Annotated in this window: 9 protein-coding genes; 4 read left to right on the top strand and 5 right to left on the bottom strand. The window is 74.6% G+C overall.

All coding sequences use genetic code 11. The features are described from left to right. Nucleotides 1-29: 29 nt before the first annotated feature. Nucleotides 30-1,058, bottom strand: a complete 1,029-nt coding sequence (locus E3O41_RS05655; RefSeq protein WP_067022733.1) for an endonuclease/exonuclease/phosphatase family protein — start codon at nt 1,056-1,058, stop codon at nt 30-32. A 127-nt stretch (nt 1,059-1,185) separates the two neighbouring features. Between E3O41_RS05655 and E3O41_RS05660 the strand changes: the two genes are divergently transcribed. Then, complete coding sequence (locus E3O41_RS05660; protein ID WP_067022736.1) at nt 1,186-2,043, top strand: PHP domain-containing protein; 858 nt, start codon at nt 1,186-1,188, stop codon at nt 2,041-2,043. A 13-nt stretch (nt 2,044-2,056) separates the two neighbouring features. On the opposite strand, the gene E3O41_RS05665 is transcribed toward E3O41_RS05660, so the two are convergent. Continuing rightward, the gene (locus tag E3O41_RS05665) at nt 2,057-3,481 is read right to left on the bottom strand and encodes a DEAD/DEAH box helicase (protein WP_067022739.1); all 1,425 of its coding nucleotides are present in this window, start codon (nt 3,479-3,481) and stop codon (nt 2,057-2,059) included. Nucleotides 3,482-3,664: 183 nt separating this feature from the next. Here E3O41_RS05665 and E3O41_RS05670 point away from each other — a divergent pair, with 183 nt between their 5' ends. Then, nucleotides 3,665-4,378: a ferritin-like fold-containing protein gene (locus E3O41_RS05670; RefSeq protein WP_067024168.1), complete on the top strand. Its 714-nt coding sequence runs from the start codon at nt 3,665-3,667 to the stop codon at nt 4,376-4,378. Between the two features lie 254 nt (nt 4,379-4,632). Here the strand turns inward: E3O41_RS05670 and E3O41_RS05675 are convergent, their stop codons facing one another. Both E3O41_RS05675 and E3O41_RS05680 read right to left on the bottom strand, forming a co-directional pair. After that, nucleotides 4,633-4,923, bottom strand: a complete 291-nt coding sequence (locus E3O41_RS05675; protein ID WP_067022741.1) for a hypothetical protein — start codon at nt 4,921-4,923, stop codon at nt 4,633-4,635. Nucleotide 4,924: 1 nt separating this feature from the next. After that, nucleotides 4,925-5,149, bottom strand: coding sequence for a DUF3107 domain-containing protein (locus E3O41_RS05680; protein WP_067022744.1), 225 nt, complete (start codon nt 5,147-5,149; stop codon nt 4,925-4,927). Between the two features lie 169 nt (nt 5,150-5,318). On the opposite strand from E3O41_RS05680, the gene E3O41_RS05685 reads away from it, so the two are divergent. Together E3O41_RS05685 and E3O41_RS05690 are read left to right on the top strand one after the other, a co-directional pair. Continuing rightward, nucleotides 5,319-8,561 carry an ATP-dependent helicase gene (locus tag E3O41_RS05685; protein WP_244927272.1) on the top strand — a complete coding sequence of 1,081 codons (3,243 nt, stop codon included), beginning with the start codon at nt 5,319-5,321 and terminating at the stop codon, nt 8,559-8,561. After that, the gene (locus tag E3O41_RS05690) at nt 8,558-12,001 is read left to right on the top strand and encodes an ATP-dependent helicase (RefSeq protein ID WP_240482221.1); all 3,444 of its coding nucleotides are present in this window, start codon (nt 8,558-8,560) and stop codon (nt 11,999-12,001) included. The genes E3O41_RS05685 and E3O41_RS05690 overlap by 4 nt, the downstream gene beginning before the upstream one ends. On the opposite strand, the gene E3O41_RS05695 is transcribed toward E3O41_RS05690, so the two are convergent. Further along, nucleotides 11,884-13,128: a phosphotransferase gene (locus E3O41_RS05695; protein WP_135012146.1), complete on the bottom strand. Its 1,245-nt coding sequence runs from the start codon at nt 13,126-13,128 to the stop codon at nt 11,884-11,886. The two genes, E3O41_RS05690 and E3O41_RS05695, sit on opposite strands and share 118 nt — an antisense overlap. Nucleotides 13,129-13,203 lie beyond the last annotated feature (75 nt).

A 13,203-nucleotide genomic window follows, 5' to 3' on the forward strand; every position in this document is an offset into this window, starting at 1 on the left:
GACGCGTGACAAGCGCCTGTGAGCCGGCGTCAGCCGACGGGCTCGAGCTGGACCACGAGCGGGCGGTGGTCGCTGCCGGCCCCGTCGAGGTTGGTGAGCACGATCGATCCGGTCGCCCGCCAGGCGCTGGAGTGCATGACGTGATCGATCTGCGCGCCGAGGAGCGACGGCATGCTCGTGGGCCAGGTGCCCACGGCGCCGTTGCCCGTCTCGGCCGCCGCGTCGTCGCAGTAGCCGAGGTCGTGGCCGTCCATGCCGAAGCGCGCGAGGTGGTCGAGCGTGGCGTTGAAGTCGCCGGCCAGGATCACGCTGTTGCCCGCGGCGCACTGATCCGCGATCCACCGCAGATCGTCGGGCCAGCTGTCCATGTAGCCGGCGGTGGGGGAGACCGCGTGCACGGCCACGATGATCGGTCCCTCGCCGTCGACGGGCATGGCCACGGTGCTGGGCAGCGTGGTGGTGTTGCTCGAGCCGTCGGCCGACGACTCGATCACGGAGTAGTCGCCGAGGTCGGGCGAGATGAGCAGCGTCGTCTCCCAGGCCTGCGGGGTGGGCGCGTCCTGCTGGTTGTAGCCGACGGTGTGCACCCACATGGGCCGCCCGAGCTCGCGCATCTCCACGGCGATCTGCTCGCCCACGTCCTGCGACGTCTCGGGCAGGGCGATGATGTCGGCGTCCATGGCGATGGCGGTCTGGGCGACGCGGTAGGCGCCCGCGGCGTTGCCGAGGGTGTTCCACGTCATCACCCGCACGCTCGTGTCGGTGGCGGCGGGAAGCGAGTCGTGTCCGTAGCCGCGCAGGCCGAGGGTGACGCCGCCGGCGATCGCGCCGATGACCGCGACCATCGCCATCGACAGGGCGAAGCCGCGGATCCGACGCGCCGCCGCGAGCAGCACGAACAGCAGCGCGATCGCGGCGAAGGCCACGACGAGCAGTCCGCGCATCGCGACCATCTGCGCGATCGGGTACACGTGCTCGACGCGGAAGAACGCCGGGAAGGACAGCACCGCGGTCGCGCACGCGAACAGCAGCGTGATGAGGACCCCGAGCAGACGCACGAGTGCGAGCCTACGATCGGATGCTGGACGATTGGCGGATGCCGGCCGTGCGCCGGATGCGCGTCCGCCGAGCATCCAGGCGGGCCCCGGGCGGCCGTCCCGCGGCGCCGCCAGTACCCTCGGAGGAATGGGCGATCCTCGCGTTTCCGGTCCCGCCGACCTGCACCTGCACTCCGCGTGCTCCGACGGCACCGAGGCGCCCTCGCAGGTGATGGTCGCGGCCCACGAGGCCGGCATGCGCACGGTCGCGCTGACGGATCACGACACGACGATCGGCTGGGACGAGGCCTCCGACGCCGCCGCGGCGCTCGGCATGACCCTGCTGCCGGGCGCGGAGGTCTCGGCCAAGCATCACGGCCGCAGCGTGCACGTGCTCGCGTACCTCTTCGACCCCGCGGCCCCGGCGCTCGGCGAGATCATGCAGCGCGTCCGCGACGACCGGATCGGTCGGGCCGAGCGCCTCGTCGGCAACCTCGCGCGCGACTACGACATCGCGTGGGAGGACGTGCTGGCGCAGCGCACCGGCGACGCGACCGTGGGCCGGCCGCACATCGCCGACGCGCTCATCGCCAAGGGCATCGTCGTCAGCCGCGAGGAGGCGTTCGCCGACATGCTCCACCCGGCCAGCCCCTACTACGTCGCGCACTACGCGCCGTCGCCGCTGGCGGCCGTCCGCGCGATCGCCGAGGCGGGCGGGGTCTCGGTGATCGCCCATCCCGCCGGCCGCGGCATGCTGCCGCGGGGAGTGCTCGAGGAGCTGATCGCCGCCGGCCTGGGCGGGCTCGAGATCGCGCACCGCGAGAACACCGCCGCCGGCGTGCGCGTGCTGCGCGAGATCGCGGCGGCGCACGACCTCATCGTGACGGGGTCGAGCGATTACCACGGCGTGGGCAAGCCCAACCGGATCGGCGAGAACACCACCTCGGTCGAGATGGTGGAGCGGATCATCGCAGCCGGCACCGGCAGCGCGCCGGTGCGGCCGTGACGCCGGTGTCGGCTCAGGCGCCCTGCGCGGTCTGACCCGAGGAGCGGCGGCGACGACGGCGGCGACGGGCCGCGGCGGGCTTGCCGTCGTGGTGCTCCTTGCCCGCACCGTCGTGCGTGCCGGCGCCCTCGGACTTCGCCTCGGCGGGGGCGCCCTCGGCGGTGCCCGATCCGCTCGGGCGGCGACGACGGCGAGCGGTGCCCTCGCCGTCGCGCGGGGCCGACTCGCGGCGCGGGCGCTCGGCCTTGGGCGCCGACGCGATGCGGCCCTTGGTGCCCTCGGGGATGTTCAGGTCGGTGTACAGGTGCGGGCTCGACGAGTAGGTCTCGGTGGGCTCGGGCTGGCCGAACTCGAGCGCGCGGTTGATGAGGGCCCACTTGTGCAGGTCGTCCCAGTCCACGAACGTCACCGCGATGCCCGTCTTGCCGGCGCGGCCGGTGCGGCCCGCGCGGTGCAGGTACGTCTTGTCGTCGTCGGGGATCGTGTGGTTGATCACGTGCGTGATGTCGTCCACGTCGATGCCGCGCGCGGCGACGTCCGTGGCCACGAGCACGTCGACCTTGCCGGCCTTGAAGGCGGCCATCGAGCGCTCGCGCTGCTCCTGGCCCATGTCGCCGTGCACGCCGCCGACGTTGAAGCCGCGGTCGTTCAGCTCGTCGACGAGGCGCTGGGCGGCGCGCTTGGTGCGCGTGAAGATGACGACCTTGCCCACGCCCTCGGCCTGCAGGATGCGGCCGATGATCTCGTCCTTGTCGAGCGAGTGGGCGCGGTAGACGATGTGCTTGATGTTCGCCTGCGTCAGGCCCTCGTCCGGATCCGTGGCGCGGATGTGGATGGGGTTCGACATGAAGCGGCGCGCCAGCGTGAGGATCGGGCCCGGCATGGTGGCGCTGAACAGCTGCGTGTGACGCTTGGGCGGCAGCTTCGTGAAGATCTTCTCGATGTCGGGCAGGAAGCCCAGGTCGAGCATCTTGTCGGCCTCGTCGAGCACGACCTCGGTCGCGTTCGAGAGGTCGAGCAGGCGCTGGTTCGCGAGATCGATGAGGCGGCCCGGCGTGCCGACGACGATCTGCGCGCCGGCCTTGAGCTGATCGATCTGCCCCTCGTAGGCCTTGCCGCCGTAGATGGCGACGACGCTCGTGGAGCGGTTGGAGGTGAGCAGGTCCATGTCCTCGTACACCTGCACCGCGAGCTCGCGGGTGGGCACGACGACGAGCGCCTTCACGCCCGGCTCCGGGTCGAGCCCGAGGCGCTGCACGACGGGGATGCCGAAGCCGAAGGTCTTGCCGGTTCCGGTCTTGGCCTGGCCGATGACGTCCTGACCGGGCAGCGACAGCGGGATCGTCTGCTCCTGGATCGGGAAGGCGTCGGCGATGCCCTTGGCGGTGAGTGCGTCGATGATGTCCTGATCGACACCGAGGTCGGCGAATGCGGTCACTGTGAATCAAGCCTGTCCGGCGGCGCGCGCCGCCCGTACGAAGAGTCCACGCCCTTCTCGATTCCCAGGCGCGGCGCCCCGCGTCCACCGGCGGGGCCTCCACCAGCCTACGGGATGGTGGTCGGGAACCCGGTGTGCGGCCGCGCCGCGGGATTCGCGATGCCGCCGCGTACGATCGTCTGCGTGGTGAACTGGTTCTGGCGACGGCGCCCGCCCGCGCGCATCCTGAAGCTGCGTGCCCGCGGCGATCTGGGCGACGCCATGCGGGTGGACTTCGCCGAGCTCGCGCCCGATGTCGCCACGTTCCTGGGCCAGGCGGCCTACCTGCAGCTGGGGTACTTCGAGACGCTGAGCCGGCTCATCCGGGCCACGCCGGACCTCGCGGAGAAGGAGGCGCTCTCGCTGGCCGCGGGGCGGGCGCTGCGCAAGCACCGCCAGATCGTCGCGCTCATCGCCGAGCGCGTGGGCGATCCGACCGAGGTGATGCTGCCGTTCCGCGAGCAGCTCGACGCGTTCCGGCGGGCGACGATCGGTGCCCGCCCGCGCGAGACGATGCTGTCGGTGCACATCACGGCCGGCATGCTCGACGATTTCTATCTCGCGCTGGCCTCCAGCTACGGCTCCACCGGGCGGCGGGTGTCGGAGATCCTCGGTCAGGCCGCCGACCGCGAGCAGATCGAGCGCCTGCTGCGGGCGACGATCGACTCCGACGACGAGATGCGCTCGCTCCTGTCGATGTGGGCGCGCCGCCTCGTGGGCGACACTCTGCTCGTCGCCCGCGCCGCGCTGACCCCCGCGCGCCTCGGCCTGGACGACGAGAAGAAGGTCGAGCCGGTGTTCACCGCGCTCATGGCCGCCCATGCCCGCCGCATGGACGCCCTCGGCCTCGCCGCCTGAGGGTCGGGCGGCGTGCCGCCCGTCAGCCCGGGTGGTTGCACTCCTGACGTGCCGTACGCATCACGGCTCGTCGACCGGAGGCGCGCAGCGCCGGAGCGGAGACGGGCCGAGCGGAGCGCCGCAGGCGCGAAGTCGAGGCCGCAGGCGTCAGTCCCAGCTCTCGACTCGCTTCGCTCGCTCGAGCCGTCTCCGCTCGCTTCGCTCGGTCGACGAGCCCGGGCGGTTGCGGCGCGTAGGCCGGGGCGCGGCGGGCGTCAGGCGAGGCGGAAGCGGCGCTCGAACTCGCGGTCGCGGCGGGCGCGGGTGAGGCCGAGGAGCACGGTGACGGCCGTCGCGACGACGATCGCCGCGGCGAGCGTGACCAGCCACAGCCACAGGTTGCCCTCGCCCCAGCCGGCCCACGTGAGCGCGGCGTAGACGGCGGCGGCCGTGAGCGCCGCGACGCCGGGCGTCAGCACCACGCCGCGTGTGGCCCGATGCGGCAGCGCGTAGTGCAGCGCGATGCCGAGGGCGATCGCCGCGACGAGGGCCAGCAGGATGTACATGTCAGGCGACGAAGCCGACGTGACGCTTCTCTTCGGAGCCGATCTCGACGTACGCGAGGTTCGCGATCGGCACGAGGTAGGTGGTGCCCTTCGCGTCGGCGAGCTCGATGTGCATGGTGCCCTTCTCGAGCGCCGCCGCGATGGTCTGCTTGACCTCTTCGGCCGGCGCGGACGACTCGAAGCTGAGCTCGCGGCCGGTGTTCGTGATGCCGATGCGGATCTCCACGGATGACTGCCTTTCGTCGCGCGCCACGGCCGATGCCGGGCAGATGTCAGCCTATGCGATCGCGTGCGGCGGGCGGCTCGCGCACGCTGACGGCGAACAGCGCGGCGGCGCCCGCCACGCGCCGTCGCGCGCCGCCGTGAATGTCGGCGGGCGTGGTTACGTTGGAGGGGTGCTCCCCGCTCCTCCCGACGCCGCCCAGCGCGCGGTGATCGACCTGCCCGTCGACGCCTCGGCGACGGTGATCGGCGCGCCCGGCACGGGCAAGACCGCGACGCTCGTCGCGCGCGTGCAGGCGCTGCTGGGATCGGGCGTGCGCGGCCCGGACGAGCTCGTGGTGCTCACCCCGACGCGCCCATCGGCGACGCGGCTGCGCGACGAGCTGGGCGTGCGCGTCTCGGTGGCGACGCCCGGCCCGCTGGCCCGGTCGGTCGGCTCCCTGGCGTTCCAGATCGTGCGGGCCGACACCGTGCGCCGCGGCGACGACCCGCCGCAGCTGCTGACGGGGGCCGATCAGGATCGGATCATCGCCGAGCTGCTCGACGGCGACGAGGCGGACGAGCGCAACGGCTTCGTGCGGTGGCCGGCGCACCTGGGCCCCTCCGTCCGCCGCTCGGCGGGCTTCCGCTCCGAGCTGCGCGCGTTCTTCTCCGAGCTCGTCGAACTGGGCGTCACCCCCGCCGAGCTCGAGACGCTGGGGTCGGACACCTGGGCGGCGGTGGCGGGCTTCGCCCGCGACTACCGCAACGTCATCGCGGGCATGCGCGCCGCCCACCGCGACAGCGCCGAGCTGTACGCGGAGGCCGCGGCGATCCTGCGCAGCGGGGCCCCGCTGGGCGAGCTGGATCGGCTGCGCACGGTGCTCATCGACGACGCGCAGGAGCTCACCCGCGGCGGCGTGGACCTCGTCGCGGCGCTGCGCGAGCGCGGCGTCGCGGTGCTGGCGTTCGGTGACCCCGACATCGGATCGGGGGCGTTCCGCGGCGTCACCCCCGAGCTGTTCGCCCGGCTGGCGGCGCTGCTCGGCCCCGTGCACGTGCTCGATGCGCCGCACCGCGGGCACCCCGCGATCACGCGGCTCGCGCGCGTGGTGACGCAGCAGATCGGGGCGGGCGGCCGCGTCGAGCACCGGCGCGCGCCCGGGCCGGAGGTCGACGAGCCCGACGCGGTGGCGGCGCGGGTGCTGTCGTCGCCGTACGAGGAGGTCGACCGGATCGCCTGGACCCTGCGCTCGTGGCACCTCGATCACGGCGTGGCGTGGGAGCGCATGGCGGTGATCGCCCACGACACCCTGCAGATTACCGCGCTGGAGACCGAGCTGGCGGCCCGCGAGGTGCCCACGCGCGCCGCGGGCGTGCAGCGGCCGCTCGGCAGCGAGCTCGCGGTGCGCGCGCTGCTGGAGCTCGTGCGGCTCGGGCTCACCCCGCCCGACGAGCGCGACGCCGACGCGCTGCTCGAGGCGCTGCGATCGCCGTTCGGCGGGCTCGACGGCGTGGGCGTGCGGCGCCTGCGCGCGCAGCTGCGGCACCGCGAGCTCGCGGCCGGCGGCGTCCGCTCGGCGCGTGAGCTGCTGCGCGAGGCGCTGTGCGATCCCGTGCTGCTGACCTTCATCGACACCGCCGAGGGCCGCGCGGCCCACCGGCTGGCCGAGACGCTGCGCCTCCTGCACGAGCGGGGCGCCGCGGGCGCCACCATCCACGAGCTGCTGTGGGAGGCGTGGGACCGCGCCCGCACGCCGGACGGGCGCCGGCTGGCCACCGCGTGGCACGAGATCGCCGTCTCGGCTCAGCCGCTCGCGGCCGAGACGGGGCGGGCGCTCGACGGGCTCGTCGCGCTGTTCGACGCCGCCAAGCGCTTCACGGAGCGCGCCCCCGGCGAGGGCCCGGCGCCGTTCATCCACGACGTCCTCGACAGCGACGTGCCGGAGGACGCGCTCACGGCGCCGGAGCGGCCGGGGACGGTGGCACTGCTGACGCCGGCGATGGCGCTGGGCACCGAGTTCGACGCGGTCGTGATCGCGGGCGTGCAGGACGGCGTCTGGCCGAACGTGCGGCTGCGCGGCGGCCTGCTGGAGTCGTGGCGGCTGCCCGATGCGGTCGCGGCGGCGCGGGCGCGCACGGCGGCCCCCGAGCCCGAGAGCGTGCTCGATCGCCGCCGCTCGGCGCTGCACGACGAGCTGCGGCTGTTCGTGCGGGCGATCTCCCGCGCCCGCCGCCGGCTGCTCGTGACCGCCGTGGACGACGACGATCAGACACCGAGCCCGCTGCTGTCGCTGCTGCCGGAGGCGCCGCCGGGCGAGCACGACGACGCCGAGCACCCGCTCACCCTGCGCGGGCTCGTCGCACGGCACCGCCGCACGCTCACGGGCGCCGCCCCGGAGCCCGCGCGCCGCCACGCCGCCGAGCAGCTCGCGCTGCTGGCGGCCGAGGGCGTGCCGGGCGCCGACCCGGCGCAGTGGTACGGCGTGCGCGGCCCGTCGACCGACGCGCCGCTGATCGACCCCGCGGAGCGCGCGGTGCGGGTCTCGCCCTCGCGCCTGGAGACCTTCGAGGCGTGCGGCCTGGACTGGGCGATCCGCGCGCTGGGCGGCGACACCGCCACGGCGCCGTCGGCGGGCATCGGCACGATCCTGCACGCCGCGCTCGAGGCCGCCCCCGACGGCGACCTCGAGCGGATGCGGGCGGTGCTCGATGCCCGCTGGGGCGAGCTGGAGTTCGAGGCGGGGTGGATCGAGCGCAAGGAGCGCCGCCGCGCGGAGGAGTACGTCGCGCGCCTGCACCGCTATCTGCGGCAGGTGCGCGCGGAGGGCGGGCGGCCGGTCGTCGCGGAGGCGGTGTTCCGGCTCGCGGTCACCCTCGACGACGAGCCGCGGGTGCTCGGGATCGCCGAGGGCGCGGATCGCGCCGAGATCGGACCGCACGCGCTCATCAGCGGCATCATCGACCGCGTCGAGGCGTATCCGGCCGGCGCGGGGGAGCACGCCGACGCGCGGGGCCGCGGCTGGTCGGCCATGGAGCCGGCCGATCCCGGCGCGCCCGAGCGCATCGTCGTGGCCGACCTCAAGACCGGCAAGTACGAGGACCGTACCTCGGACGGCAAGGTGGCCGAGGACGCCCAGCTCGCGGCCTATCAGCTCGCGGTGGAGGAGGGGCTCGTGCCCGGGGCGGATCCGGCGGGGCTGGCGGGGGCGCGCCTCGTGGTCGTGTCGCAGACCACCGCCAAGTCGGCCTACCGCGTGGCCCACCAGCCGGTGCTCGGCGCCGAGGGGCGCGCGGCGTTCCTGCGCCGCGTGGCGGACGCCGCGCGCGGCATGTCGGCGGCGGCGTTCACCGCCCACGTCGACGTGCACTGCCAGGGCTCCCACCGCCCGACCCTGTGCCGGCCCCACACCGTGAAGGCGGTGAGCGCCTCGTGACGCTCCTCGATCCGACCATCGCCCCGGCCTGGCCGGGCGCGCTCGACCTCTCGGCGAACGACATCGCCGCCGCCCTCGGTCAGCCGCGCCCCACCGACGCCCAGCGCGAGGTCATCGAGGCGCCCGCGGGGCCCGCGCTCGTCGTGGCCGGCGCCGGCAGCGGCAAGACCGAGACCATGGCCGGGCGCGTTGTGTGGCTCGTCGCGAACGGCCACGTCGACGCCTCGCAGATCCTCGGTCTCACCTTCACGCGCAAGGCCGCCGGCGAGCTGGCCGAGCGCATCGGCGCGCGCCTGCAGCGCATCGGCGAGTTCGAGGAGCGTGGCCTGCTGCCGCACCTGCCGCGGATCGTCGCCTCGGGCGCCCTCGACCGCATCGCCGCCGCGAGCCCCGAGGCGCAGCGGGCGGTGCGCCGGGCCGTGCTCGACGAGCTGGCCCGGGAGTACGGCACCGGCTGGGACCCGGCCCGCGCCTCGGGCGTGGCCGGGCTGCTCGAGCGCCCGCGGGTGGCGACGTACAACGCCTTCGCCGACGCCATCGTCCGCGAGCACGCCGCCCGCATCGGCCGCGACCCCGAGGCGGCGCTGCTGTCGCAGTCGGCGTCGTGGCTGCTGAGCCGCGCCGTCGCGATGCGCGCCGACGAGGCCGGCCTCGACGAGATCGACCCCGCCCTGTCGACGATCATCGACGCGGTGCAGCGGCTGGCCGGCGACGCGCTCGATCACCGCGCCGATCTCGACGAGGTGGCCCGCTTCGCGGCGGAACTCGCCGCGCAGATCGAGCCGTTCGCCAACCGCGCCGCCGCGACCAAGAACGACATCACCAAGGCCGCCGACAACCTGCGGGCGCTGCCGCGCCTGCTCGAGCTCGTGCGCGACTACGCCGCCGAGAAGGATCGCCGCGGCGTGCTGGACTTCGCCGACCAGGTCACCGGCGCCCTGGAGATCATCGAGGGATCGCCGCAGGTCGGCGACGACCTGCGGGCGCAGTACCGGGTCGTGCTGCTCGACGAGTACCAGGACACCTCCGTGATCCAGACCCGGCTGCTCGCGACGATCTTCCGCGACGCGGCCGTCATGGCGGTCGGCGACCCGAACCAGTCGATCTACGGCTGGCGCGGCGCGAGTGCCGACAACCTGCACGCGTTCGCGGCGGCGTTCTCGCGCGACGTGCCCGCGGCCCGCTACGACCTGATGATCAGCTGGCGCAACGACAGCGCGGTGCTCCGCGCCGCCAACCGCCTGCTCGAGCCGCTGCGCAAGCCGGGCACGCTGCCCGTGGAGCCGCTGCAGGATCGCCCGGGCGTGGGCGAGGGGCGCGTGGAGCATCGCTTCACCGCGACGGTCGACGAGGAGGCCGACGCCGTCGCCGCCTGGTTCGACGAGGTGCGGGCCGCGCACACCGGCGAGAAGCCGCACACCGGGGCGATCCTGTTCCGCGCGAAGAAGCACATGCAGACCTTCGCCGGCGCCCTCGATCGCCGCGGCATCCCGCACCGCATCCTCGGCCTGGGCGGTCTGCTGTCCACGCCCGAGGTCACCGACGTCGTGGCCGCCCTGCGGGTGATCCACGATCCGACGCAGGGCTCGTCGCTCATCCGCCTGCTCGTGGGGCCCCGGTTCGGCGTCGGCGTGGCCGACATGGGGGCGCTGTACGACCTCGCCACCACGCTGTCGCGGCGCGACGGCGCCCTCGCACCGCTGCCCGACGAGCTGCTCGAGCGGATCCGCGCCTCGTCCGGCCCCGACGAGCAGGTGTCGATCATCGACGCGCTCGAGTTCGTGCGGGCGATGCCCGACGACTACCGGCTGCTGGCCGGGATCACCCCCGAGGGTCGGGCGCGGATGCGCGAGGCCGCCGCCGTGTTCGACCGGCTCCGCCGCGCGGCGGGCCAGCCGATCCCGGAGCTCATCCGGCTCATCGAGCTCGAGCTGCGCCTCGACCTCGAGCTCGCCTCGAACGAGTCGCGCGGCTCGGCGCGCGTGGCCGCCACGCAGCTGCGGGCGTTCGTCGACGAGGTGCGCGCGTTCCTCGACGCCGACGAGCGCGGGACGATCGGCAGCCTGCTGGCGTGGCTCGCGCACGCCGAGGAGACCGATGAACTCATGCCGCGCTTCGAGCCCCCGGAGCCCGGGGTGGTGCAGTTGCTCACGATCCACGGCTCGAAGGGCCTCGAGTGGGACGCCGTCGCCGTGGTGCGCATGGTGAAGGACGAGCTGCCCAAGAGCCCGCCGAGCACGTTCGGCTGGCTCGGCTTCGGGCAGCTCCCGTTCGCCTTCCGCGGCGATCGCGACGCCCTGCCGCGCCTGGACTGGCGACTCACGTCGGAGTCGACGGCGAAGGAGCTGGCCGGCGCGATCTCCGCGTTCAAGGAGGCCAACCGCGCGCATCAGCTCGAGGAGGAGCGCCGGCTGGCGTACGTGGCCGTCACGCGCGCGCGGTCGCGGCTGCTGCTGTCGGGGTCGTTCTGGGCGGGGCAGTCGAAGCCCCGCGACCCGAGCACGTATCTCACCGAGGTCATCGACGAGCTGGGGCTGCCCGCGATCGAGCCGCTGGGCGACGACGCCAATCCCTACGAGAGCGAGGGCGGCACGCTGCAGTGGCCGCTCGATCCGCTCGGCCTGCGCCGCACCCCGGTGCAGCGCGCCGCGCAGCTCGTGCGCGAGGCCGCCGCGTCGGCGCCCGCCGAGCCCACCCCGCAGCTCGCGCGCCTGCTCGCCGAGCGGCGCCGCCGCGAGAGCGCCCCGGCGCTGCGCCCGCCCACGCGCGTGCCCGCGTCGCGGTTCAAGGACTACGTCACCGACTTCGCCGGCACGGTGGAGCAGCTCGCGCGCCCCATGCCCGAGCGCCCGTACCGCCAGACGCGACTGGGGACGCTGTTCCACCAGTGGGTCGAGCAGCGCAGCGGTCTCGTGGGGCGCGGCCCGTCGCTCGACGACGCGCTGTGGGAGAGCGACGAGGAGCTGTTCGGCCCCGCCGAGCCGGCGCTCGACGCGGCGACGGCGGCCGATGAGGCCGAGCTCGCCCGGCTGCGCGAGATCTTCGAGCGCAGCGAGTGGGCCGATCTGCGCCCGCTCGAGGTCGAGACCGAGATCGACTTCGTCTTGCCCGGACGCGACGGCTCCGCACCGCACATCGTCATCTGCAAGCTCGACGCGGTCTACCAGCGGGGCGATCGGATCGAGATCGTCGACTGGAAGACCGGCAAGGCGCCCCGCACGGCGGCCGAGAAGCGCGACCGCATGCTGCAGCTGGCGCTGTACCGCCTGGCCTACCACCGGCGGCACGGGGTGCCGCTCGAGCGGATCGACGTGGCGCTGTTCTACGTGTCGGACGAGCTCGTGCTGCGATCCGACGACGTGTGGTCGGAGGAGGAGCTCATCTCGCGCTGGACCGCGGCGACGTCGATCGGCTCCGTGGCGCCCGGCGCCGACGACTGATCGCCGTCGGGGCCGGGGGCGGAGTCCTGGTCCCACGCGATCTCGGCCGTGAGCGAGAGCTCGGCGGGGTCGTAGGCGTCGGTCTCCATCGCCGTGCCCGCCGCGGAGGCCGCCGCCCGCTCGGCGCTCTCGGGCACGCGGCCGAGCACGGCGAGCGCGTCGTCGACGTCGGTCGAGCCGTCGCGGCGCAGGCCCGCGAGCAGGTTGTTGTCGCGCACGCCCTCGGCCAGCGACTCGAGCAGCGCGGCCGCGTCGTCGACGACGTCGGGCCGGTGCGTCTCGATGCCGTGCACGAGCCAGCGGGCGAACTCGAGCTCCGCGTGCAGCCGGGCCCGCACCTCGAGCGCCTCGTCCGGCGCGCGGTGCGAGGCGGCCGCGTAGGCGGCGAACAGGGCGGGCGCCGCGTCGGGCGCGGCGGCCACCCATTGCAGATCCACGGCCGGGTCGTCGATCGACAGGCCCTGCCAGCCGAGCACGCCCGTGACCACGGGCGCGCCGCGGCTGTCGTCGCCGAACACGAACGAGGTCGCCTGCGTGCCCCCCAGGCCCACGGCCGACTCGAAGGACCAGAGCCGATCGTCCTCGACCGCGTTGCGCCAGCGGACGGTGAGCCGCACGGGCACCCGCCCGGTCGCGGCGACGTCGTCGACGAGCTGGCGGATGTCGGCGCGCGAGTCCTCGGGGGAGTGCTCCGGCAGCCCGGCCGAGCGGACCACCGACGGCGGCAGCGCGTGGATCGCCGCGAGCGTGCGCCCGATCGACGCGGCGGCGCCCTCGCCGGGCGGGATCTCCGCGGCGTCGATCTGGTAGCCCGGCAGCATCGTGGTGACGGTCACGCGTCCGTCGCGCAGCGTGGCGGCGCCGAGGTACTCCGGCACGTCCACGGGCAGCAGCTCGCGCACGCCGGGGGTGAGTGCCCGCAGCGCGATCACCTCCGCGGAGAGGTCGTGCTCGGCCGACTCGTCGGTCGCCTCGCGGACCACGACCTCACGGCCGTCGGCGAGCGTGGCGACGGCGGAGTCGAAGCGTCCGGCCCCTCCCGCGGTCAGCGGCCGGGTCCCCGAGACCACGGCCTCCGGCACGGCCGCCGAGACGGCCGCCGCTAGAGTGAAGGGAGAGCGTGCCATGCGTTTCAGGGTAGGTCGGGCCGCGCGCCCGCACCCCGCGCCACGCCCGCGAGCAGGCCACACGCGAACCGCCAC

The organism is Microbacterium sediminis, assembly GCF_004564075.1.
Taxonomy (GTDB): domain Bacteria; phylum Actinomycetota; class Actinomycetes; order Actinomycetales; family Microbacteriaceae; genus Microbacterium; species Microbacterium sediminis.